General features: G+C 62.3%; 23 protein-coding genes and 1 tRNA gene. 13 read left to right on the forward strand and 11 right to left on the reverse strand.

Features of this window, described 5'->3' with window-relative positions:
* Positions 1–27: 27 nt before the first annotated feature.
* The 3 genes from QOV41_RS01740 to QOV41_RS01750 all read left to right on the forward strand — a co-directional run bounded on the left by QOV41_RS01740 (position 28) and on the right by QOV41_RS01750 (position 2,740).
* The gene (locus QOV41_RS01740; protein WP_284579118.1) at positions 28–1,275 is read left to right on the forward strand and encodes a COG4223 family protein; all 1,248 of its coding nucleotides are present in this window, start codon (positions 28–30) and stop codon (positions 1,273–1,275) included.
* The gene (locus QOV41_RS01745) at positions 1,272–2,651 is read left to right on the forward strand and encodes a heme biosynthesis protein HemY (RefSeq protein WP_284579119.1); all 1,380 of its coding nucleotides are present in this window, start codon (positions 1,272–1,274) and stop codon (positions 2,649–2,651) included. Before QOV41_RS01740 ends, QOV41_RS01745 begins: the two co-directional genes overlap by 4 nt.
* 13 nt (positions 2,652–2,664) lie before the next feature.
* Positions 2,665–2,740: transfer RNA gene (locus QOV41_RS01750), tRNA-Thr, on the forward strand.
* Positions 2,741–2,801: 61 nt separating this feature from the next.
* Here the strand turns inward: QOV41_RS01750 and QOV41_RS01755 are convergent.
* From QOV41_RS01755 to QOV41_RS01765, 3 genes are read right to left on the reverse strand one after another with little or no spacing between them, the layout of a single operon-like run.
* On the reverse strand, positions 2,802–6,206 hold the full coding sequence (locus QOV41_RS01755; RefSeq protein WP_284579120.1) for an error-prone DNA polymerase: 3,405 nt from the start codon (positions 6,204–6,206) through the stop codon (positions 2,802–2,804).
* Entirely contained in the window at positions 6,203–7,831 is a 1,629-nt protein-coding gene (locus QOV41_RS01760) for a Y-family DNA polymerase (RefSeq protein ID WP_284579121.1), read from the reverse strand. The genes QOV41_RS01755 and QOV41_RS01760 overlap by 4 nt, the downstream gene beginning before the upstream one ends.
* On the reverse strand, positions 7,785–8,594 hold the full coding sequence (locus QOV41_RS01765) for an ImuA family protein (protein WP_284579122.1): 810 nt from the start codon (positions 8,592–8,594) through the stop codon (positions 7,785–7,787). Before QOV41_RS01765 ends, QOV41_RS01760 begins: the two co-directional genes overlap by 47 nt.
* A 240-nt stretch (positions 8,595–8,834) precedes the next feature.
* Here QOV41_RS01765 and QOV41_RS01770 point away from each other — a divergent pair, with 240 nt between their 5' ends.
* Positions 8,835–9,278 carry a tellurite resistance TerB family protein gene (locus QOV41_RS01770; RefSeq protein ID WP_284579124.1) on the forward strand — a complete coding sequence of 148 codons (444 nt, stop codon included), beginning with the start codon at positions 8,835–8,837 and terminating at the stop codon, positions 9,276–9,278.
* Here the strand turns inward: QOV41_RS01770 and QOV41_RS01775 are convergent, their stop codons facing one another.
* Positions 9,279–9,824, reverse strand: coding sequence for a hypothetical protein (locus tag QOV41_RS01775; RefSeq protein ID WP_284579125.1), 546 nt, complete (start codon positions 9,822–9,824; stop codon positions 9,279–9,281).
* Positions 9,825–9,943: 119 nt separating this feature from the next.
* Here QOV41_RS01775 and ppa point away from each other — a divergent pair, with 119 nt between their 5' ends.
* The 3 genes from ppa (at position 9,944) to QOV41_RS01790 (ending at position 12,554) form a co-directional block, all read left to right on the forward strand.
* Positions 9,944–10,477, forward strand: coding sequence for an inorganic diphosphatase (ppa, locus tag QOV41_RS01780; RefSeq protein WP_284579126.1), 534 nt, complete (start codon positions 9,944–9,946; stop codon positions 10,475–10,477).
* 65 nt (positions 10,478–10,542) lie between these two features.
* Positions 10,543–11,913, forward strand: a complete 1,371-nt coding sequence (locus tag QOV41_RS01785) for a serine hydrolase (protein ID WP_284579127.1) — start codon at positions 10,543–10,545, stop codon at positions 11,911–11,913.
* The gene (locus QOV41_RS01790) at positions 11,910–12,554 is read left to right on the forward strand and encodes a chloramphenicol phosphotransferase CPT family protein (RefSeq protein WP_284579130.1); all 645 of its coding nucleotides are present in this window, start codon (positions 11,910–11,912) and stop codon (positions 12,552–12,554) included. Before QOV41_RS01785 ends, QOV41_RS01790 begins: the two co-directional genes overlap by 4 nt.
* 118 nt (positions 12,555–12,672) lie before the next feature.
* On the opposite strand, the gene QOV41_RS01795 is transcribed toward QOV41_RS01790, so the two are convergent.
* Positions 12,673–13,017: a hypothetical protein gene (locus QOV41_RS01795; protein ID WP_284579132.1), complete on the reverse strand. Its 345-nt coding sequence runs from the start codon at positions 13,015–13,017 to the stop codon at positions 12,673–12,675.
* Between the two features lie 397 nt (positions 13,018–13,414).
* Between QOV41_RS01795 and QOV41_RS01800 the strand changes: the two genes are divergently transcribed.
* Complete coding sequence (locus tag QOV41_RS01800) at positions 13,415–13,603, forward strand: DUF3008 family protein (protein WP_284579133.1); 189 nt, start codon at positions 13,415–13,417, stop codon at positions 13,601–13,603.
* On the forward strand, positions 13,600–14,583 hold the full coding sequence (locus QOV41_RS01805) for an MBL fold metallo-hydrolase (RefSeq protein WP_284579136.1): 984 nt from the start codon (positions 13,600–13,602) through the stop codon (positions 14,581–14,583). The genes QOV41_RS01800 and QOV41_RS01805 overlap by 4 nt, the downstream gene beginning before the upstream one ends.
* Here QOV41_RS01805 and QOV41_RS01810 read toward each other — a convergent pair.
* The gene (locus tag QOV41_RS01810; RefSeq protein WP_284579137.1) at positions 14,580–15,041 is read right to left on the reverse strand and encodes a YbhB/YbcL family Raf kinase inhibitor-like protein; all 462 of its coding nucleotides are present in this window, start codon (positions 15,039–15,041) and stop codon (positions 14,580–14,582) included. The genes QOV41_RS01805 and QOV41_RS01810 overlap by 4 nt on opposite strands.
* A 63-nt stretch (positions 15,042–15,104) precedes the next feature.
* Positions 15,105–15,857, reverse strand: coding sequence for a BON domain-containing protein (locus QOV41_RS01815; protein WP_284579138.1), 753 nt, complete (start codon positions 15,855–15,857; stop codon positions 15,105–15,107).
* 257 nt (positions 15,858–16,114) lie between these two features.
* On the opposite strand from QOV41_RS01815, the gene QOV41_RS01820 reads away from it, so the two are divergent.
* The 4 genes from QOV41_RS01820 to QOV41_RS01835 are packed head-to-tail and all read left to right on the forward strand — an operon-like array spanning position 16,115 to position 20,617.
* Positions 16,115–17,068 (forward strand): Bug family tripartite tricarboxylate transporter substrate binding protein, encoded by a 954-nt coding sequence (locus tag QOV41_RS01820; RefSeq protein ID WP_284579140.1) that lies wholly within the window; start codon positions 16,115–16,117, stop codon positions 17,066–17,068.
* Positions 17,058–17,573 (forward strand): tripartite tricarboxylate transporter TctB family protein, encoded by a 516-nt coding sequence (locus QOV41_RS01825; RefSeq protein ID WP_284579141.1) that lies wholly within the window; start codon positions 17,058–17,060, stop codon positions 17,571–17,573. The genes QOV41_RS01820 and QOV41_RS01825 overlap by 11 nt, the downstream gene beginning before the upstream one ends.
* The gene (locus tag QOV41_RS01830) at positions 17,574–19,061 is read left to right on the forward strand and encodes a tripartite tricarboxylate transporter permease (RefSeq protein ID WP_284579142.1); all 1,488 of its coding nucleotides are present in this window, start codon (positions 17,574–17,576) and stop codon (positions 19,059–19,061) included.
* Positions 19,062–19,096: 35 nt separating this feature from the next.
* Positions 19,097–20,617: an MmgE/PrpD family protein gene (locus QOV41_RS01835; protein WP_284579143.1), complete on the forward strand. Its 1,521-nt coding sequence runs from the start codon at positions 19,097–19,099 to the stop codon at positions 20,615–20,617.
* Between the two features lie 43 nt (positions 20,618–20,660).
* Here the strand turns inward: QOV41_RS01835 and QOV41_RS01840 are convergent, their stop codons facing one another.
* The 4 genes from QOV41_RS01840 to QOV41_RS01855 form a co-directional block, all read right to left on the reverse strand.
* Entirely contained in the window at positions 20,661–21,077 is a 417-nt protein-coding gene (locus tag QOV41_RS01840; protein WP_284579144.1) for a DoxX family protein, read from the reverse strand.
* Positions 21,074–21,484 carry a VOC family protein gene (locus QOV41_RS01845; protein ID WP_284579145.1) on the reverse strand — a complete coding sequence of 137 codons (411 nt, stop codon included), beginning with the start codon at positions 21,482–21,484 and terminating at the stop codon, positions 21,074–21,076. Before QOV41_RS01845 ends, QOV41_RS01840 begins: the two co-directional genes overlap by 4 nt.
* 54 nt (positions 21,485–21,538) lie before the next feature.
* Complete coding sequence (locus tag QOV41_RS01850) at positions 21,539–21,952, reverse strand: YciI family protein (RefSeq protein ID WP_284579146.1); 414 nt, start codon at positions 21,950–21,952, stop codon at positions 21,539–21,541.
* 74 nt (positions 21,953–22,026) lie between these two features.
* The gene (locus QOV41_RS01855; protein ID WP_284579147.1) at positions 22,027–22,893 is read right to left on the reverse strand and encodes an EamA family transporter; all 867 of its coding nucleotides are present in this window, start codon (positions 22,891–22,893) and stop codon (positions 22,027–22,029) included.
* Positions 22,894–23,003: the final 110 nt, after the last annotated feature.

The following is a 23,003-nucleotide window of genomic DNA, read 5'->3' on the forward strand; positions in this document are numbered from 1 at the left end:
GCGCCTGAGAAGAGGAATGGACTAGGCATGGCGGACCCAAAGGGCAGCGATCCCAAACCGAATGATGGCAAGCCGACCGAAGAGCGGAGCGGTCCAGTCAAGCCGCCTGTGCTCGACTTAAAGGCGCGGGATACCGCCGGCGAGACCAAGAAGCCGGCTGATGCTCAACCCAAGCCCACGCCCGAGGAGAGTGTCGCCAATAAGAATGCCGCGCCGCGCAGCCAGGCTGATCAAGCGGGCAGGAAAGCTGATGAGGCCGAAAAGAAGGCGGGTGGTTTCGCCTTCGGTGCGGCCATTGTGGGTGGTGTTCTGGGCTTGGCTGGAGCCTACGGATTGGCTTGGGCCGGGCTGTGGCCCGCCCCGACAGCACCTGCGCCCGACCCGCGGCTGGAGCAATACGGATCGGCGCTTGCCGAACTCGAGACAGAAACGACGGCAACGCAGTCAGAGCTGATCGCGTTCACCGAGCGGCTCGGCGCTCTTGAAGCGGCTCCGGCTCCCGAATCGACTGACCCAGTCGACCTGCAGCCGGTGCAGACTGAAATTGCCGAATTGCGCGAGCGGGTACAAGCGATCGCCGAAGCTTCACCGGAAGCAACCGAGCCCTCGGCTCTGGAACCGTTGCGCGCAGATTTGCAGTCGGTAATCGGCCGTATCGACGAGGTTGCGGCGCGGCTGGGAACCGTGGAAGCGGAATTGCGGACGGTGGATGCGGCAGTCGGCGAGGTGACTGCCACGCTGGCCGAGCAACCGGACGATCTCGGCGCGGTGCTGCAATTGCCGCTGATCCTGTCGGGTCTCGAAAACGCCTTTGCGACGGGGCGGCCGTATCTGGTGGAACTCGCCGCTCTTCGGGCCGCCTTGCCCGAGCTGGACGTTCCTCCGCCCCTCACCAACGTGGCTGATACCGGCTTGCCGCGACCAGAGGTTGTCGTGCGCCGTTTTAATGAAGTGCTGCCGTCGATGTTGGCCGGCCGTCCAGCCGAGCCAGGCGCAGAGTGGCGGGAGGGCGCGCTCGATTGGTTGTCCTCGGCTATAGCGCTGCGCCCAACCGGGGAAGTGGAGGGCGATGCTCCGTCCGCCATAGTCTCGCGCCTGGAAGCGGCGATTGAGCGCCGCGATTTCGTAGCTGCCGAGGAGCTGCTGCAGGCGCTACCGGCGCCTATGCTTGCGGCGGCGAACAATGTTCCGGTACTGATCGCCAGCCAGGCGGAAGCCCATCGGTTCCTTGAGACTGTGCGGACGCAGGTGATCGCCGGCGAGGTCCTGCCATGATCAGGCTAGCCTCCTGGATTATAGCGAGCCTTGTCATTGCTGCGCTGGCCGCCTGGCTCATTGCGCTGCCAGGTACGATGACAATCGAGGTGGCGGGTTATCGTATGCAGCCCCGATTGGGTACCGCGGTCTTCATGCTGATTGTGGTGGCAGTCGTGGTGATTGCCCTTTGGGCCATTGTTCGCCGACTTATCTCCGCGCCCGGCGCAATCGCGCGCCACAATCGCATAAAGCGCCACGAGCAAGGCATCGAGGCGCTGACCGATGCAGTGGTTGCGCTACAGGCTGGTGATCCGGCCAGGGCACGCTACCTGGCCCGGGAGGCCCAGGCGCGGCTCTCTGCGGGACCCCATTCTGCAGCGCGATTGCTCGAGGCACGGGCCGATATCGCGCTGGGGGACATGCCTGCCGCGCGCGAACATTATCGCGCGTTGATCACTGACGAACGTACCGCCGTGGCAGCGCTGGCGGGATTGTATGACCAAGCCCGCGCGCAGCACCGGCCCGAGGCAGCCCTGACCTTTGCCCGCAAGGCGCTGACGCTGTCACCGTCTAATAGCTGGGCCGCAGAAGCGGTGTTCGGTGATCTGGTGGGGCGCGGGCAGTGGACTGAAGCGGTGGCAATGGTCAACCAGCAAACTGCCACGTCCCGCGAGGACCGCGCTCGCAAGCGCCGCCGGCAGGCCGTGATCGAGACCGCACGCGCCCGGGAGGCGGAGGTTACCAATCCGTTGCCAGCGTTGGACCATGCTCTGACCGCGCTCAAGCTCCTGCCCGATTTTGTGCCGGCGGCATTGATCGCCGCGCGCATTCAGATCAGCCGCGGCGATTCCCGCAAAGCCATGAGCCTTCTACGCCGGGTGTGGCGCGCGACTGGGCACCCCGACATCGCTGAGCTCTATGCACATGCCCAGCCAGGGGCTTCTGCCGTCGACCGTCTCAAGCGGCTGGGCGAGATCATCGAAATGCCACCCGAGCATCGAGCCGCTGCCATTGCCATGGCGCGCGCCTCCATCGAGGCTTACGACTGGCCGCGCGCTCGGCACGCGTTGGCGCCATTCGCTGGGTCCGACGCCACCCAGGTGGTGGCCATGCTGATGGCGGAAATCGAAGAGGGCGAGAACGGGGACCAGGGCAAGGCGCGCGAGTGGCTGGCCCGTGCGGTGCGAGCGCCTAGAGATCCTGCCTGGACGGCGGATGGCATCGTGAGCGACGAATGGGAGCCAGTTTCTCCCGTCACCGGACGCCTCGATGCCTTCGAGTGGAAAGTGCCGGTGACGGCGACCAGCCGCCCAGTAATTGGCGCCAGCCCGAGCACAGCGCAATTGCCGGCCCAGGTCGCGTTGCCTCTTGCACCGGCCGGAAACGCGACGTAAAAGGCCAGTCGTCGCCGCAGTAGCTCAGTTGGTAGAGCACATCATTCGTAATGATGGGGTCGGGGGTTCGAGTCCCTTCTGCGGCACCACGCTGCCAATTTCATGCTGAACTTATGTGCACCCACCCTTGGGAATGCGCGTTGTGATGTCTCAATGGAAATTTCGTCCGCCTGGCAGCGCTTGAAAAACGCGGCGGCGCTCGTCGTCGCTGTCGCGGGCCGTCGATCGACTGCCATAGGGTCCTGACTTGCCCTCGTCGGCTCGGGCCATGATTGCATCGCCAAAGCTGGTGCCGTCCGCTAGGGCTAGAAGATCACCAGTCATATCCGTGAAACTCTTGGCCACAAGGTGGGTTACGCCATCGGCGCTCTGAAGTTGACCGCGCACCGAGATCATGCGCGCGCCTAGAACAATTCGGCGGTTCTCTTCAAAGATCTTGGGCCATATGATGAGATTGGCAATACCCGTCTCATCCTCGATGGTGGCAAAGATCACTCCACTTGCCGTGCCCGGCCGCTGCCGCACTAAGACAAGCCCAGCCACTTCTACCGTCTGGCCGGGTGGTGTTTGGAGCAGGTCGGCGCACCGCAGGATACGCCTTTGCGTGAGCTTATTGCGGATAAACTGCACTGGATGACCCTTGAGCGAGAAACTCAGCGTGCGATAGTCATGAATAACGGACTCCCCAGGCGGCATGGCAGGAATTGCGGCGTCGGGTTCCTCCTGACGGCGCGGCTGCTCGGCGGCTAGGAATAGCGGCAAGGTTTCGGCGCCATGGGTGCCAATCAAACCTCGGACCGCCCAAAGGGCATCGCGGCGGCTCAGCCCGAGCGAGGCAAAGGCGTCGGCTTCTGCGAGAATGGCTAGGGATCTTTGGGTCAGCCGGGTGCGAAGCCAGAGATCACGCACCGAGTCATAACCGTTGCGGCGGCAGGCTAGGAGCTTCATTGCTTCGGCCTCTGCCAGTCCCTTGACATAGCGTAGACCCAGCCGCACGGCATGGCTGGAGCGGATATCGCCCGCCATTTCCCGATGCTGCTGCCAGACACGATCAGCGGCTTTGACGCCTGGCTCCAACACGCAGTCGAAGTCGGAGAGATTGATGTCGACGTCCCGGATTTCGACGCCATGTTCGCGAGCATCACGGATCAATTGGGCCGGCGCATAAAAGCCCATGGGCTGGGAATTGAGCATGGCAGCGCAGAAAACGTCGGGGTAATGGCATTTCACATAGGCCGAAGCCCAGACCAGAAGGGCAAAGGAGGCGGCGTGGCTTTCGGGAAAGCCATATTCACCAAAGCCCTCGATCTGACGGAAGCACTGCTCGGCAAAGGCGGGGTCGTAGCCGTTCTTGCGCATTCCCGACATGAAGCGGGCGCGGAATTTCTCGATGCGTCCATTGCGCTTGAATGTGGCCATGGCGCGCCGCAACTGGTCGGACTCGCCAGGGGAAAAGCCTCCTGCGATAATGGCGATCTGCATGGCCTGCTCTTGAAACAGGGGCACGCCTAAAGTTCTCTCCAGGACGGCCTTCAACTCCGGCTTGGGGAAGGTCACCTTCTCGCCGCTGATCCGGCGTTTCAGATAGGGATGGACCATGCCCCCTTGAATGGGTCCGGGGCGGACAATGGCCACCTCGATGACGAAATCATAAAGCTTGGTGGGTTTAAGACGCGGCAGCATGGTCATCTGTGCGCGGCTTTCTATCTGGAACACCCCAATCGTGTCGGCTCGCTGGGTCATTCTGAAGACGCTGGCGGCTTGTTCGGGATTATGGTCCGCGTCTGCGATCAACCCGGCAATGGTATAATCCTTGTGGTAATTGCGATGAAGCATCTCGAAGGCGCGGCGCAATGCGCTCAGCATGCCGAGCGCCAGCACGTCGACCTTGAGGATGCCGAGCGCATCGATGTCATCCTTGTTCCATTCAACAATGGTGCGCCCTTCCATGGCCGACTTGCCAATCGGAATGAGGCGATCAAGTGGATCACGGGTGATGACGAAGCCGCCCACATGCTGACTGAGATGGCGTGGAAAACCTCGAAGGGCGCGCGCCACTTCCAGCACGCTGGCCAGTATTGGCTCGCTAGGATCAAGCCCGATCTCCTTGAGGGTCTCGGGGCGGATGCCATCGGCCCAACCCCAATGAAGCTGATTGAGCGCACAGATCGTGTCCTCTGAAAGTCCGAAGACTTTCCCCACTTCGCGCATGGCGGCCTTGGTGCGGTAAGAAATGACATTGGCGGTGAGGCCAGTACGCGCGCGGCCATATTTCCCGTAGAGATATTGGATCACCTCCTCGCGTCGCTCATGCTCGAAATCGACGTCGATATCGGGCGGCTCGTCGCGCTCGGTGGAAATAAAGCGCCCGAAGACGAGGCTATGGATAGTGGGGTCTACCTCGGTGATTTCCAGGCAGAAACAAACCGCTGAGTTGGCAGCCGAACCTCGCCCCTGGCAGAGAATCTGGCGCTCGTAACGAGCGAAGTGGACGATGTCACGGACAGTAAGGAAGTAAGCTGCGTAACGCTTGTAAGCGATCAGGCACAACTCTTCCCAGAGCGTATGCTTGATCTTTTCGGTCAACCCATGAGGGTAGCGTTTGCGCGCCCCTTCCCAGGTGAGGCGCTCCAGCGTCTCCTGCGCAGTTTCGCCATTTCCCACTGTCTCGGTGGGATAGTTGTAGCGCAGATCATCCAGCGAGAAATGGATGCGGGCAGCAAAGCGGCGCGTTTCGGCAATAGCCTGGGGGTGCTCACGAAATATACGGCACATTTCTGCAGGGGTTTTGAGGTGCCGCTCGGCATGCTTTTCCAGTCGCCGCCCGGCTTCATAGATGGTCAGGTGCTCGCGAATGCACGTCACGACATCCTGCAGCACCCGCCGTTCGGGGGCATGATAGAGCACGTCACCGGTCGCCAGGAGAGGGGTGTGCTGGCAGTGAGCTAAGTCAGCCAATCGGTTGAGACGAGCCCGATCGATGCCATCGAAGCGTGGGGCTGCAGCCAGCCAGGTGCGGCCCTGAGCGCGCGCGGCGAGGGTTCTGAGGGTCGCTTCGGTTGTGCGCCAGTCCGTCTCGTCGGGCAGGAGAATGAAAAGTTGCCCGGCTGATAGGTCTTCCGATCCCTCTTCCGCAGGATTTTCCCATAGATCGGCGAAGTGCAGCAGCGGCTTGCCCTTGTTGCCGCGCATGTTGGCCTGGGTAAGGAGCTTGCAGAGCCGGCCATAGGCTTCCCGATCAGTTGGATAGGCGACGATGTCCGGCGTTCCGTCGGAAAAAACGAGCCGGGTGCCCACCAGATAGCGGTAACCTGGAAATTCCGGTCCAATTTCGCGGTAGGCCACGAGCCCCCGCACCACGCCGGCAAAGGAATTTCGATCGGCAAGGCCGATGCCCGCTAAGCCCAGAGCGGCGGCAGCGGCAACATATTCCTCCGGATGTGAGGCGCCGCGCAGAAACGAGAAATTGGAGGTGGCGACGAGCTCAACATAGTCGCTTTCCAGTTCGGGCGGGCGTTGCCGATATCGAGCGGTGAACTCGAGCACCTCACTCATGGAAAGAACCCGTGGAGGTACCAAAGGGGGCTAGCCTGCACTTCATAAAGCCCCTGCCGGAAGAGCCAAAAACGCCGGCCTGTCTCATCCTCGGCAAGATAGTAATCGCGCGTATCAGCGCCTTCTAGGTAGGGCGGGGTTTCGAGTGCTTCCTGAGTGGGGGCGGGCAGCCCCGAAAGATCGCGAATCTTGCGGTCAGGCTCGGAAGGTTCGGCATTGGGCACCAACTGCAGTGGCCTGCCGCTCCGCCACCACTCAGGTGCAATGCGCTCCGGCCCTGCGGCCTTGGTAAAGCGATAGCTGACACGTCGCCATACCATAAGGGCGGGTGGACCATCTGGAACCTGGGCCGTCACTGTGATGGGCTCGGGCCGGGGCAAAAGGCGTAAGGGCCGGATAAGCGCTTGGTCTGGCGCTGTGGCGGGATCATCCGGTGTTCGGGCGACTACCGGCTCCAAAACCACTGCTTGTTCTGGCTGGTGCGTGTTAGCAAAACAAGAGCGGAGCACCGCCATTACGCCAAGCCGGCTGCTCATGCGGTCTAGGAGCTTTTCGAGGTCCGCCGAGGCGTCGCTGCTTTGCAGGGCAGTGAGCTGGGCCGCCTCAAGCGATGAGATCGAGCTGGCGGCCAAGCGCACTATGTCTATGCCGAAGCCTGCATCATATTCCCCGATCAAACGCTCGGAGCGGTGCTTGAAAAGACGGGCAATGTGCGCCGGATCGCGCGTGGCCCGACCGGAATTAACCGAAAGTGTCATGACCTTATGGTCGACGCGATAGAGGAAGAGGTGAAAGGCTTGGGCGCCCTCACCAGCGGTTTCAAGATGGCAAGCGAGTTGCACGGCCAGATCGTGTGCCGTCATCAGCACGTCGTCCATCAGAGCGATTGGGTCGGCAAAACGGCGCTCGGCATAGCGCTCTGCCGCTGGTAGGCGGGGCACCAGGCGTTCCTCGATTGCGCCGTAGGCTTGGTCCAGCCGGACAAGCAGGCTTGCACCAAAGCGGGCCTGCAAGGGCTTGCGCGGACGCTCCCGTACCTGGCCGATCTGCTTGAGGCCCATCTGCATAAGGCCGGTGGTCTGCTCACTAGTGAGGCGCAGTGCAGCCACGGGAAGCGCATCGAGGAAGGTGTGCGTTCGGCCTTCCGAAATGACAGCTCCCGGAGAAAAATGGGCTGTAGCCCATGCCAAACCAATCGTGCTGCCAATGGCACCACGAACGTGATAACCCAGTTGAGCAAGACGCTGGGTCAGTTGGTTTAGCATGGCTGCTTCGCCACCGAAAAGGTGCTCCACACCGGTAATGTCGAGAACTAGATCGCCATAGGGCGCGCAATCGGTATGGACTGCTACCAGCGGGCTGGCATTAGAGTGCCAATCGGCAAATTCAGCAAATGCGGTAGCAAAAGCTTGGTGGTCGATTTCCCGGGTCAGCAGTTGCGGTGCTATGCTGCGGGCGTCAGCCAAGGACTGGCCGATGCGGACGCCAAACCTGGCAGCCGCTCCGTCAAGGGCCGCTACGCGCAGACCCCCTTTGATGCGTTCATAAAAGGCCAGAGGTGCTTCCCCCAAAGTGGGGTCATGCCGTTTGGCGTAGTCGGTCACCCAGCTGGGGAGATGGAGCACTAGGTAACGTCGTGCCGGTGCGCCTTTCCGGTGCATGATCGGCAGCTGTATCGACGATGTAAAAGCCATTTTCCGACCAGCCTAAAATCCATTCCTGCTGTTCCCTTTGGGCTAGTGCCCCCTTTTCTCTCACCACCCGCCATCGGGTTTCGCCGGGCGCGCGGGGATCATAGGGCATTTCTCCGCTCCGGGCCCCGCCGATATGCCAGCGAAACTGAGCGGCGCTCGCTTCTCGGCCGGTGCCATAGCGGAGGAGGAAAATCGAGGTTTTGGAGGCCTGAGCACGCAGGCTGAGGCGCCGACTGGCTGTGAAATCAAGGATTTTGGGCTGACCACCGATCTCAGCCACCACGGCAGCAACACCCCGGCACGCTAAGGCTTCTTCGGCGGCCCAGAGCAGTTCCACCATGTCTTTGGGGCGGACCAGGATCAGCTGTGCTGGATCAAGGCCGAAGGACAGCAGGCCTGCGCCGTAGGGAACACCCAGTTCCTGGGATTCCCCAGCTAGTTGGAGATAGACGAGAACTTGGCGGGGGCCGCCCAGCAATTGCTGCCCCAAGCCAAGGGCAAAGCCCAGGCTGGCACCGCAGTTACGGTGTTCATCGGTAAAGATTTCCTGGACCATACCCGGGCCAAGCACCGGAAACTGCCCGGCACCGACCGTATGGCGCACTGCTGCATTGGCCAGCGCGGGCTTGCGCTCGATATTGGCAATGGTATCCCGCAGCGCGGCAAGGCGCTGTTGGCGATCAGACGCATCCATCGCGGTTTCCCGTGTTCTTGTGTGAACAAAACGGGAACATTTAGACTCCGTTCCGTGACAGAGTCGAGTCCTTTCGTGACCTTTCCGCTGTGGCGCTTGTGCACCATTGAGGTCAAGAGCGTGTGAGTGCCTCATCCAACCTATTGAGCTCGGCGTTTCCCGTGCCCACTCTCAATTCGCTTGCCTCCCGCATGCATTTGAGAATCACCAATCCTGCTGCCCCCCAAGGAGGCTCAAGCCATGTTCGAGGCCATTGCCCGTCTGTTCCAAAAGCCCGATGGGGTGCGCGACGCCCATGACCCCAAGCTGGCCGTCGCGGCGTTGCTGGTGCACCTGGCCGCTGTGGACGGGCAGATGACGGAAGACGAAAAGCGCACCATCAAGAGCGCCCTCAAGCAGCATTATGGGCTGGACGACGCCGAGGTGGAGAAACTGGTCAAGGAAGCGGCCTTCCGCGACGCCGAGGCAGTGGATTTTTATCGCTTCACTTCAGGCCTGATCCAGCTTGAAATGGAAGATCGCATCGAGATCATCCGGCTGATGTGGACAGTGGTCTATGTCGACGACACCAATCACGAACTCGAAGACAACATGGTCTGGCGCATTGCCGAGCTGCTCGGCGTGTCGAGCCGCGACCGCACCATTTTGCGCAACCAGATCAAGAACGAACAAGCGGCCGAGTAGCTACCAGGCTGTCCACTCACCGATAATTTCGACCTCGTCAGCCAGACAATCGAAATCGCCGGCCTTATCGGCCGCCGCGCGGGCCAGGTCATTGGCATCATCATTGGCTCGGGCGTCGACATAGGCGATGTGGCAGGAATTGCCTTCGGCAATTTGGCTCACCACCAAAACCTGCCCGCTATCTTTCCCCGTGTCGGGATCGGCGGTGTGATAGCGCACAATGGTAGCGACCGGAAACCAGCGGCCCATGGCGTTGGAGAGGCGCCATTCGAGCTTTTCGCCCAGGCGGTTAAAGGGCGGCAGGGTTTGACTACCGCTCTGGTTGTTGTCACCAAAACCATAGGCAAGGGAATAGCGGAGATCCCCTTCCATCACCTTGAGCGGAAAGCCTTTATAGCCGGGACAGGCCCAGCTGGCGCCGAAATCGTCGGCATCGAGGACGAGGCACTGGTCGAGATTGATGTCGGTATAGGCGCTGTTGAAGGCGGCATAAGCGGGCAGGGCGCAGCAGAGGGCGAGGGCGGTGCTCAAGAGCCAGGATTTCATCAGCAACTCCAATGTGAGAGGGCAGGTTTGCGCCAAAACTGACTTGCCTTTGCGGCTCAAGCTAGGCACAACGCAGCCACTTTTCCGCCTCCGCGATGAACGGGACCTGAACGCAAAAAATGAACATCGACGCGATCCCAACGGGCAAGAACCCGCCGCACGACCTCAACGTCATCATCGAAGTGCCGCTGGGCGGCGAGCCGATCAAGTACGAGATCGACAAGGATAGCGGTGCGCTGTTCGTCGACCGCTTCCTCTATACGCCGATGCGTTATCCCGGCAATTACGGCTTCGTGCCTCACACGCTGTGTGGCGATGGCGACCCGCTCGACGTGATCGTCATGAACTCCCGGCCGCTGGTGCCGGGGGCCGTGGTACGCTCGCGTCCCGTGGGCGTCCTCTTCATGGAAGACGATGGCGGCCAGGACGAGAAGATTATTGCCGTGCCGGTTTCAAAGCTCACGCGCATGTATGATAATATCAAGGATATCGAGGATTTCCCCGAGATCCAGCTCGAGCGCATCAAGCACTTCTTCATCCACTACAAGGATCTCGAGCCCGGCAAATGGGCCAAGATCGACCGGATTGGCAATCTCGCGGACGCGACCAAGGTCATTCTCGATTCCATGGAAATGGCCAAGACTGCCAAATAAGCCGATGCTTGTCGTCCCAGCCCTCCAGAGTCATAAAAGACTGGCGGGACGGGAGGCGCGGCGAAATGAAGTTGATCGCAACCACTATGGCTGCCCTGCTGGCGCTGGGCAGCCATTGCTTTGCCCAGGCGGCGCCCATGCCGGCTGATCCCACCCAGATCTTGTCGGACCGCCTCGAACGGGACGGGCAGGGCACCGGGATTGCCGCGGCCGTGGTGGAAGGTGGAAGCCCCGAGTTCTTCAGCCGGGACGTTCTGAGGGTTGGCACCGCGGTGCCAATTAGCCCGCAAACAGTCTTCGAAATCGGTTCGGTGACCAAGGTCTTTACCAGTCTCCTGCTCGCGCAAATGGTGCTGGAGGGCAAGATGGACCTGCATGCTCCGGTGGAGGATTATCTTCCCGAAAGGGTGGAGATCGGCGCGTTCGAGGGAACGCCGGTTACGCTGTTCGACCTCGCGACGCATCATTCTGGCCTGCCGCGCATCCCGCCCGAACTGATGTTCGCCGATCCGGCGAATCCCTACGCTGTCTACAGCGAGGATATGCTCTACGACTTCCTTGCCGCCTACCCGCTGCAACGCCGGCCGGGCGAGCGCTTTGAATATTCAAATCTTGGCGTGGCACTCCTGGGTGCCGCCATCAGCCATACGGCTGGCGTTTCCTATGGCGAACTCCTGGAGACGCGTATCTTCGAGCCGCTTGGCATGCTCGACAGCGGGCTTGTCACTGTCGACGCGGCGCGGCTTGCCAGTGGTCACGACCCATCCGGCACTGTCGTGCCGCATTGGGATTTCGACGTCTTTGCGGCCGCTGGTGGGGTCCGGTCCACGGCCACCGACATGGCGAGGTTCGTGGCGGCGGCTTCCGGGCAGACGGAAACGCCGTTGCGTGATGCGTTCGAACTCATGCTCGCCGAACGGCACCCAGCCGACGCGCCGCAGATGGAAGTTGGTCTTGGCTGGATGATCCGAACCGGCGAAGGGGGTGAGATCATCTGGCACAACGGCATGACCGCGGGGTTCAATGCCTTTGCCGGCTTTGCTGCGGATGGCACAAGGGGGAGCGTGGTGTTGGCCAACCAGATCACCCAAACCGGCATCGAGGATATCGGCTTTCACCTGATCGACCCTGACCTGAAGCTGACGCCGCAGCCCCAGCGGAGGGAAGCCATAGAGATCGATCCAGCCCTCCTCCAAAACTATGTTGGCCAATATCGCCTCAGCCCATCCTTTATTCTGACGGTCACCGCCGAAGACGGTCGGCTGTTCGTCCAGGCGACCGGGCAGGAGCAGTTCGAGGTGTTCCCCGAAACAGAGACCGAGTTCTTCTATTCAGTGGTGGATGCGCAGATCAGCTTCGTGCTTGGGGTGGACGGAAAGGCAAAAGGGCTCGTGCTGCACCAGAACGGACTAGACGTTCCCGGCGAGCGGCTGTGAGCGGGCGCATCGTCATCCTCAATGGTGCGCCGCGTTCGGGCAAGTCGACCATTGCGGCGGCGCTGCAAAGCAGTGAGCCGGGCGCGTGGATCAATCTGGGTGTCGATGCCCAAAACCGCATGCTGCCGCCAGCGCTGCGGCCCGGCATTGGCCTCCGGCCCGGCGGGGAGCGGCCGGACTTGGAGCCGACGGTGGTGGCGCTCTATCTCGCGCTCTACGACAGCATCGCTGCCCACGCACGACAGGGCTTCAATGTGGTCGCCGATGTGGGGCACCACGACTTCTATTCGCGCTCGCTTGGTATCCTGCCGCAATGTGCCCAGCGCCTCGTGGGCCTCGACGTGCTGTTCGTGGGCGTGCGCTGCCCCATCGAGGAGATCATGCGGCGGCGCAATGCGGACCCGCAGGGTGGGCTTTATCTTGGCGGCGACACGATGCCCGAGCCGGTGCGGCGCTGGCAGGAGGCTGTGCATGTGCCGGGTACTTATGATGTCGAGGTAGATACCGGAGCAGTGGATGCGGTCGGGTGCGGGGCAGTGATTGCGGCGGCACTGCGGGAGTGGCGGCGACCCAGCGCGTTCGAACGGCTGGCGGGGGACCCCCACCCGGCCTCCCGAAGTTGTACGCCCCGCCTACGGTAGTCATCATAGGGTGTCAGCAGGCCTCAACACTACTGGACATAAAAAAGGCTCGGCAGGGCCGAGCCTTCTCTGATCCATCGAAGATTGGTCAACACGCTATCAGCGTCGACATCAGGCGTCAGTTGCTGATGCTCTCAGCGCCGCTATCATCAGCGTCAACGGTTCCTTCGATCACGCCCTCACCGATCCCGGGGAACCGGTCACCGTCATTGCATTCGTCGACAGGAATCTGACCATCGTCGATATCGCTGTCGTCATCTCCCGTACCGACGCTGTCTTCATCCACCAAGGACTCGCCCATTGCAGTGGCAACGCCGCTCTCGGTCTCAACACCTTCCGTGTTGATAGGGCAATCATCGACTGGCACGAGTGGGGCAAGGACAACAGTCTGAGCGAGAGCTGCGCCAGAGACGCCGAGCGAGAGCGCGGCGGCAGTTACAATCGCGACAAGAGAGGATTTCATGGTGATTTACTCCAAATGTTGTTAGCGGGTCCGCCACCCCTGCCAAAAAGAACGCGCACCTTCCGGATTCGATCCACGCATTCAGGTCACCTCATGCTGTACAGTTCGCCCGGCGATTCTGGTGATCCAAGCTAAGGCTGTTGCGTATGCCGGTCACCTGCAACTAGCCACTTCTCGATACATTGATACAGCGGGCCACGACTAGGCTCAGGGCGGGCCGCGCGTGCATTGATCTCCCGCGATGGCCCGCCTTTATTGGAAAGCTCTCTACAAGGCTTTACCAATGCTTGATGATCCACATATTCTCATCGGTGGAGCGGCACATCGGGAGGTTGCGGTGGCTGGGGAACTCTCGCCCCGGCTGTGGAATTTTGTCTTGCAACCGAAGGAGGACATCATGCCGGCAAAATCCAAGGCGCAGCAGCAGGCTGCGGGGGCGGCGCTCTCGGCCAAGCATGGCGACACGAAGGTCAGTGAGCTGCAGGGTGCGTCCAAGTCCATGTATAAATCGATGAGCGAGAAGGAGCTGCACGATATGGCTTCGACCAAGCGCAAGGGCAAGCCGGAGCACGCTTCGAAGTCTTGAGCGAACTGGTCCAGGCGCGGCTGGTCAATCCGGCGTTCGATGATCCGGGGCTGATCCTCGATTTCCGCCACGGCGCCCGAGCAATCCTGTTCGACCTGGGTAATCTCCATTCGCTCTCGACACGCGAGCTGGTGCGGGTGGAGCAGGTCTTTGTCTCTCACCTCCATGTCGACCATTTCGTCGGCTTCGATCATCTGCTGCGGCTCAATCTGCACCGGCCGCGTACCATTTCAATCGTTGGTCCACCCGGGCTGACCGACGGGGTGGAAGCCAAGCTGCGCGGCTATCACTGGAACCTTCTCAACGAGACCTCGCCCAATTTTGTCATTCAAGCCGCCGATTGGCTCGATGGCTTTCGGGAGGGCGCGTGCTTTGCGGCCCAACGGGCTTTCCGGCCGGAGCCCTATGCGCCACCAGCGCTCACGGGCGCCCTTGTGCATGCCGAGGATGATTTCGCCATCCATGCCGCGGCGCTTGATCATGGCATCCCAAGCCTTGCCTTCGCCTTTGTGGAAGCCAGGCGCGTCAATGTCATCAAGCCGCGTCTGGATGCGGAGGGGCTGCCGGTCGGTGCCTGGCTGACGGAGGCCAAACGCGCTATCCGTGGCGGCCGGCACGACAGTCGAGTGCGTGTGGATGGCGGGGAGTTGGTGGTGAGTGAGCTTCTGGCGGCAGGCATATTCCGCGAGGCGCGCGGTCAGCACATTGCCTATGCCACTGACTTCGCCAACAGCCATTCCAACCGGCAGAAGGTGCTCGAGCTCGCCCGCGACGCGCACCAGCTGTTCATCGAGGCGGTGTTTGCCGACGAAGACGCGGAACTGGCAATGCGGAGCCTGCATCAGACGGCGCGACAGGCGGGGCTGCTGGCGCGGGAGGCCGGGGTGCACCGCGCCATGCCCATGCATTTCTCGCCGCGCTATCTCGACCAGCCAGAGCGCTTGGCCGAGGAGTTCCTCACAGCGTTCAAGCGCGGCTAGCGCTCGTAGGTGCCGATCAGTTCGGCCTCTTCGATCAGGTGCTTTTGTGCCTCTTTCCAGATGGCGGCTACGCCGGCTTTGGCGGGAAGGGACAGGTGATCGGCATCAAGGGCGGCCAAGCGAAAATGGTAGTGATGGACGCCATGCCCTATAGGCGGTTCGGGTCCATCATAGGCTTCGCCGCCAAAATCGTTTTCACCAAAGCGCAGGCCCGGAGCGGGTGCGGTATCCACACTCTCCTGTAGGTGCGTGGCATCGCCCGGGATGTTGTAGATTGCGCAGTGGCGGAAGGTGCCATTAGGTGCGTCAGGATCCTCGACGATCAAGACGTAGCTCTTTACGCGGTCGGGCGCGCCGCTCCACTTGAGCGGCGGAAACAGGTTCTCGCCATCGCGCGCATGCTTGGTGGGGATGCGTTCGCCATCGGCGAAAGCGGGACTGATCAAAGTCAGGGCCATAGGCTTTCTCCGTTGAGTGAGTGGGTGAGGAGCCCGGGCCTTGGGCCCCTCGGAACCTTCGCGTCAGATATAGCCGCCATTGCCGGGGGTGGTGCGTTCGCCCGATTCCCCGACCGGCCGCTGCACCCGCAGACTGTTCTGGACATGGGTGACGCCCGAAACAGCATCGGCGAGGTCCTCGGCGCGGCGCTTTTCCGCGCGGCTGCTCACGGTGCCGCTGAGGGTGACCTCGGCTTCGCTGACTTCAACAACGATCTCGGAGGCATCCACCTGCCAATCATCGGTCAGCCGGTCGTTGACGTCCTCGAGAATACGCTGGTCTGAGCGGCGATAGCCCTTGGGGCCGCGGCCATAGTGACCATCGCGGCGGCGATCCACGTCGCGGCGCTCGGAGGCTTCCTCGCTGCCGAACCAGGAGGCCATTTCGTCGCCGGCCTTATCCATCCAGTTGCGATCGCCGCCGCCATAGCCGCCACGACCGACGCGATCGGGATATTCGCTGGAGCGCGGGTCGGGGTCTGTGGTGAAGCGGGGGCGTTGGCCCCGAGGCTCAAAGCCGCGCTCGTCGCGATAGTTGCGCGCGGGTGGCAGGCGATCGTTGCGATCCCAGCTGTCGCCGGCGTAATCGGAGGCGAATGGGTCGCTGGCGAAATCGCGCCGCCGGTCAGCGCCGAAATAGGAGCCCGGCCCATCGGGGTAATGGGGGCCACGGCTGCCGAAATCGGTGCGGTCATGTTCGCCTTCGCCATAGCGATTGTCCTCGGCGCGGCGCGGCTGCTGCCGCCAGCGCCAGTCGTCCCTACGTCCATCGGCCATGATGTTCTCCTGTCAATTCGTGCGTTGTGGGGAGAAACGAGAAGCGCAAACCGCTGTTCCAAAAAATAGCTGGTTCGGACTGGTTGATAGCGCGGCCTGCGACTTTGGTCGGGATGCATGCAGCTTGACAGCCCAACTTGCCCTATGGTGGCGTAGCAGCAGCCTGTTGTGCCAAACAAAACACCAAAACGGCAGCAGCAGACCGCGATCAGCCGGCCCGGCATGATGAGGGCGGCGATTTAGGAGGAACCAGACAAATGAAGAAGTCCCTGTTCACGCTCGCGCTTTCAGCGGCGATGGTGCTGGGTGCCGCATCGGCGCACGCCCAGGTCAATGTGATGCTGCCCGCCAATCCCGGCGGCGGCTGGGATTCCACCGGCCGGCAGGCTTTCGCTGCCATGAACGAAGCCGGGATCTATACCGATGGGGTCAATTTCTCCAATGTCGGCGGGGCCGGCGGCACGATCGGGCTGGCACAGTTCCAGTCCACATCGAGTGGCCAGGAAGATGCGCTGGCCGTCTTTGGTGCCATCACCGTGGGCTCGATCATCCTCAACGATTCCCCCATTGATCTTTCCGAGTATCGCCCGCTGGCGCGGCTGACGGCCGAGCATCTGGTGGTGGCGGTGGCTGCCGACAGCGAAATCGAAACGCTGGAGGAGCTCGTCGCCGCCATGCAGGAAAACCCGGGCGCGGTGCCGGTGGGTGGCGGTTCGGCGGGTGGCGTCGACCATATCGCCTTGGCGCTCCTCGCGCAGGAAGCCGATGTACCGGTTGCCGAAATCAACTACATCCCGCAGGCCTCGGGCGCTGAGACGGTGACGGGCATCGTCAATGGCACGTTGACCGCCGGTATCTCGGGCATTTCCGAGTTCCAGCAGTTCGCCGATCAGGGCCGCATCCGTATTCTAGGCATCACTTCGGCCGAACGCATGGAAGGGCTCGATGCGCCGACCTTCCAGGAAGCAGGCTATGACGTCGAGATCGCCAATTGGCGCGGGATCCTGGGCGCACCCGGCATGCCCGACGAAAACTACCAGACCTGGGTCGATCGCTTCACCCAGCTCAACGAGAGCGAAGCCTGGCAGGACGTGCTCGAAACGCAGGGCTGGGACCAGTATTTCCTGGCCGGCGAGGAATTCGGTGAGTTCATCGCCAATGAACGCGAGCGGATCGCTGGCATCCTTGAGGACGCAGGTCTTGCCGAATAGCCCACACGCACAGAGGGAGGATGGCGTCCGCGCCGCCTCCCGTCCCTTCTGGCTCGCCGGGGCAGTAATCGCCATTGGCGGGCTTTGCCTTTACGGTGGGCTGCAATTGCCGCAAGCGAGCCGCTATGCCGCGGTGGGGCCGGGGTTGTTCGTAACCGTTTCCGGTTCGGCACTGATTATCCTAGGTATCATGCTGGGGGTGCAGATTGCACGGGGCGAGCAGTTCGAACCGCAGGATGCCGAAGATGCTACGGGCACCGAGCGCGCCGATCCCAAGGCGCTGCTGCTGGCGCTAGCGGCTGCGTGCGTACCGATTTTCACCATCCGATATCTGGGCCTGCCGATTACGGCGACACTGTCTTTTGTGCTGGTAGCGCGGGCTTTCGGGTCCAGGCGCCTGGTGCTTGACGTGGTGAGCGGCGCGCTCCTCGGAATTCTGGCGTGGTTCCTGTTCACCCGACTGGGCCTACAGCTTGGTAGCTTCCTCCCCATAGCGGGACTTTAGATGCAAACCTTAGAATATCTGCTGCAGGGCTTCGGCGTCGCTTTGCAGCCCGTTAACCTGCTCTGGGCGCTGCTCGGCTCGGTTCTGGGGACCGCCATCGGTGTGCTGCCGGGGATCGGGCCGGCGCTGACCATCGCGCTGCTCTTGCCGGTGACAATTTCGGTGGCGCCTGAATCGGCCTTCATCATGTTTGCCGGCGTGCTCTATGGCGCCATGTATGGCGGCTCGACGACCTCGATCCTGATCAATACGCCGGGCGAAGCGGGGTCGATGATGACCGCGCTCGAGGGCAACAAGATGGCCCGGAACGGCCGCGGTGCGGCAGCACTGGCGACCGCGGCGATCGGCTCGTTCGTGGCGGGCACAATCGCGACGATCCTCCTGACCTTCGCTGCGCCGGTGATTGCCGAGTTAGCGTTCTACCTCAAGCCTGCGGACTATTTTGCGCTGACGGTGCTCGCTTTCTGCTCGGTGGCGGTGGTGATGGGGTCCTCGCGCGTGCGGGGTTTTACCTCGCTATTCCTGGGCATTGCGCTCGGAACGGTCGGTATCGACCAGATGACCGGCCAGCCGCGGCTGACCTTCGGCGCCTCGGAGTTGCTGGGCGGCATTGAGCTTACCGTGGTGCTGGTGTCACTCTTTGCCATTGGCGAGATCCTTTACGTCGCCAGCCGCTATCGGGGCAGCTCGAGCCAGGTCATTGGGGTGAAGGGCCAGAAGTGGTTTACCCGTGCCGATTTCAGCCGCTCGTGGAAGCCATGGCTGCGCGGCACAGCCTTGGGTTTTCCCATGGGAGCGCTGCCCGGCGGCGGCTCGGAAATCCCCACCATGCTGTCCTATACAATGGAGCGGAAGCTCACCAAGCACCCCGAGGAATTCGGCCATGGTGCCATCGAGGGCGTGGCCGGACCCGAGGCGGCCAATAATGCGGCGGCGGCTGGCATCCTCGTGCCGCTCCTGACGCTAGGCCTGCCAACTTCCGCGACCGCGGCGGTGCTGCTTTCAGCGTTCCAGAACTATGGGCTGCAGCCTGGCCCCTTCCTCTTTACCTCCAATCCGCAGCTGGTCTGGGGGCTCATCGCTTCGCTTTATATAGGCAATGTGATGCTCCTGGTGCTGAACCTGCCACTGGTGGGCATGTGGGTGAAGCTGCTCGCCATCCCGCGGCCGCAGCTCTATGCCGGTATTCTGGTGTTTGCGACCATCGGAATCTGGGGCGTATCGGGGTTGGTGAGCGATCTCATCATCATGGCGGTAGTGGGTGTGGTGGGCTATGTGATGCGTGTTTATGACTTCCCGATTGCGCCGGTGCTGATCGGGCTCATTCTTTCGCCCATGGCCGAAACCCAGCTGCGCACGGCGCTTGCTGCCGGGCAGGGCAATTGGGGTGTACTGGTCCAGACGCCGCTGTCGATCACCTTCCTCCTTGTTGCCGCCCTTTTCCTTCTCGTGCCGGCCGTGCTCAAAAGGCTACGCGCCAGCGCCTAATCCAACCGCCATCTTCTTATCGAGTGATCAGCCGAATGCAGACATACTCCGTCAAGGTTCACCCCTCCGCCGCCAACCTGCCGCGCGAGCAGCAATTGGCCTGGCATATCGCCGCGTTTGCCGCCAATTGCGGACCTCTCGAGGACGACGTGGTCGAGATGATCGCCTGCCGCATCGTGGACAATGCCAGCGTTGGCTTGGCCGCAATCAACCGGGCGCCTGTTGCGGCAGCCCGGGCCATGGCGCTGGCTCATCCGCGCAAGGGCGGCGGCACGCTTTATGGCCTGCCCACCAGCATCCGTGTCGACGCCGAATGGGCCGCCTGGGCCAATGCGACGGCAGTGCGTGAGCTCGACTATCACGACACGTTCCTGGCGGCTGACTACTCGCATCCGGGCGACTGCATTTCGCCGCTGGTGGCGGTGGCCCAGCAGATGGGCCTCGATGGCGCAGCGCTCGCGCGGGGCATCGCCGTGAGCTACGAAGTGCATGTGGCGCTGGTCAAAGCCATTTCGCTGCACAAGTACAAGAAGGACCACGTGGCCCACCTTTGCCCCGCAACGACGGCCGGCATAGGCGCGCTGCTGGGCCTGTCCACCGAAACCATCTTCCAGGCGGTCAACCAGGCCGTGCACCTGTCTTTCTCGACCCGTCAATCGCGCAAGGGCGAGATCAGTTCGTGGAAGGCCTATGTGCCGGGCTTTTCGGGCAAGCTGGCCATCGAGTGCATCGACCGGGCGATGCGCGGGGAGGCAGCACCGTCGCCGATCTATGAGGGCGAGGATTCGGTGATCGCCTGGATGCTGGGCGGCAAGAACGACGCCTATGAGGTTAGCTTGCCAGCGCCGGGCGAGAGCCCGCGCGGCATCATGGAGACCTATACCAAGGCCCATTCGGCCGAGTACCAGGCGCAGGCGCTGATCGACCTCGCAATCGGCCTTGCCGGAGAGATCGATGACCTCGCCGAAGTCCGCGACATTGTGCTCGAGACCAGCCATCACACCCACAACGTGATCGGCACGGGCGCCAACGATCCGCAAAAAATGGATCCCGAAGCGAGCCGCGAAACGCTCGACCACTCGATCATGTATATCCTGGCGGTGGCCCTGGAAGACCGCAAATGGCACCACGTGGACAGCTATAGGCGCGAGCGGGCGCGCACCCCCTCCACGGTCGCGCTGTGGCACAAGATCCGCACCGTGGAAGATCCGAACTGGACGACCCGCTACCTTGATCCCGATCCGGACAAGCGTGCCTTTGGCGGCAAGCTGATCGTCACCATGAATGATGGCAGGGTGATCGTGGGCGAGCGGGCCGTGGCCGATGCCCACCCCAATGGCGCCCATCCCTGGACCTGGTCCGACTACCAGGGCAAATTCGAGATACTCACCCAGGGTGAGCTCGGTGAAACGGAGCGCCGGACATTCCTGGACGCGGCCAAGCGCTTCGCCAGCCTTGCGAAGGGAGAACTGGACGATTTGCTGCCAGCCCTGCCCAATGGCAGCGTCACGCCAGCGGCGCCGACCGGACAGGGCATTTTCGACCACGGGCTCTAGTCGGCGAATGCGAGTGCTGGCCGTGATGGCCAGCACTCCACCACTAGGAGCGAAGAGGGAAGAGGGCGCGCAGGCGTGCGTCTCGCAGCCACAGCCCACCCCAGACGAAGAGGCCGAGATAGCCGCCGAAGAGGAGGTGGCTGAAGAGCGGATTGAACACCCGCAACTGCGTGGCCATCGCGCCGCCGAAAAGGCCGGTGAGGAGCACCGCACCCAGCACCGATGTGCGGGGCCAAGCGTAAAGCAGCGTGCACACCAAAGCCAGCACCCCGATGCCTTGCGCGGTTTCGGGCGGGTAGCCCAGCGCGTTCATGGTATCGATCACCGGCTGGATGACGAGGAGCTTGATGGCCGCGTCGAACAGCAGGAAAGCAGTGACAAGGCCGCTCAAAACCCAGCCGATGCGGTGCGACCAGTTGCTGGTTGAGCGTGCAGGCGGGCTGAGGTCGAGCGTGGTCATGATGCGCTCTCCCCAACCTGCGACTGGCCGATGGCCCAGGTGACGCCATAGGGGTCCTTGAGTTGGCCGTAAATGTCGCCCCAGAACTCGGTCTTGAGAGGCTGGAGAATGGTGCAGCCAGCGGCCACTGCGCGATCCCACCAGTGCTGGGCATCATCGACATGGATATGCATGTTGAACGCCTGGGGCGGCACCGGTGGATAGCCGTAGTCGGGAAAGAAATCGGCGACGAAGACGGGGCTGCTATTGATCTCGACTTGTGCATGCATGAGGCGGTCGCCGGACTCGTTGGGTAGTGCCTCCCGCTCAATGGCGCCGAAGGCCTTGCCCCAAAAGGCAATGGCGTCCCGCGCGCCATCAACGCTGAGATAGGGTGTTACGCCGGTTTTTGGTCGAAAGCTCGTCATGGCTGGTCTCCCGTGTCTTGCCTGATGTCAGCACGACGAACGATCGCCGCGCATTCAGACAGCTTCGGAGGTTTTTTCCTGTGGACCCGCCTTGGCGCCTTTGGGCTCCCCCGGGAAATAGATCGAGAGCGGTCGGATTTCGTAGGAGCCGCCATCGGGATTGGCCTTGGCGAGGTCCTTGGCGAAGGCGATGGCCTCGTCCAGCGTGTCGCAATCGGCGACATAGAAACCCAGGAACTGCTCCTTGGTCTCGGCGAACGGACCGTCCATGATGATCGGCTCGCCCGAAGTTTTACGCAAGGTCGTGGCGCTGGTGGTGGGATTGAGCCGCACGACGGGGCCGAGCTTGCCCTTGGCGCGCATGGCATCCTGCACCAGGCCGAGCCGCGCCATGCAGGCGTCGTCCTCTTGCTTGGTCCAGGTGCCGACGTGCTTCTCATCATTGTAACATAAAATGGCGTAGAGCATGGGTCTCTCCCTCCCGCACAAAACCATTAGGGTAGGCAGGCTACGCCGGAAATGACGGGCGCTCCAGTGCTTTGTCAGGCGACCGGTGGTGGGGTTGTGCGGGCAATGGTGGCGGTAGCGCCGAGCGACGCCGCGACAATGGCAAAGATGCCAAGCACCTGCCAGTTTGACAGCGCCTCGCCCAAAATGACGAGCCCGGACAGTGCTGCAAAGGCTGGCTGCGCGCTCATGAGAATGCCAAAGAGCCGCGCGGGAATATGGGGCAGTGCCACCATGTCGAGCGCGTAGGGGATAGCGCTTGAGAGCAGTGCGACGGCAAGGGCGATCGGCAGGATGGCGGGATCAAGCAGGCTGGTGCCAGCGGTGGCAATGCCGAAGGGCAAAGCCAGGATTGCAGCAGCGCCCACGCCAAGCGCGGCAATGTGGGGTCCGCCACCGGTGCCGGCGCGCTGGCCGAAGATGATGTAGCCCGCCCAGCAGGCGCCGGCGCAGAGGGCAAGGAGCACGCCCCAGGGATCAAGGCCCGTGGTGCCCTCCCCGATGGGGAGGAGAATGACAAAGCCGATCACCGCCAAGGCGATCCAGATGAAATCGGCAGGCTTGCGGGCGCCAGCCAGGGCCACAGCCAGGGGGCCGGTGAATTCCAGCGCCACGGCGACACCAAGAGGGATGGTAGCCAGCGCGGCATAAAAGAAGAGGTTCATCGCTCCCATGGCGCCGCCATAAAGCAGGACAGCGCGCCATTGCCGCCGATCAAGCCGCTTGCGCCAGGGCCGGAAGGCAATGACCAGGACCAGCGCGGCCAGGGTCAGCCGCAGTGCGGTAGCGCCGGGAGCGCCAACCAGCGGGAACAGGCCTTTGGCAAAGGAGGCGCCGGTTTGCGTGGCGACCATGCCCAGGGTGACTAGGGCGACGGAAAAGGGAACACTTGGCTGCCGCACAGAAGGGCTTTCGAGGAGACCCCTGCGCTCTAGCAGGGATCGGAGGCGGCGCGAAGGGGTCCATTGACCTCCAAGGAAAGGGCGATTAGCCCTAAGCACACCAGAACAAA

It is taken from the genome of Devosia sp. RR2S18, assembly GCF_030177755.1.
Taxonomy (GTDB): domain Bacteria; phylum Pseudomonadota; class Alphaproteobacteria; order Rhizobiales; family Devosiaceae; genus Devosia; species Devosia rhizosphaerae.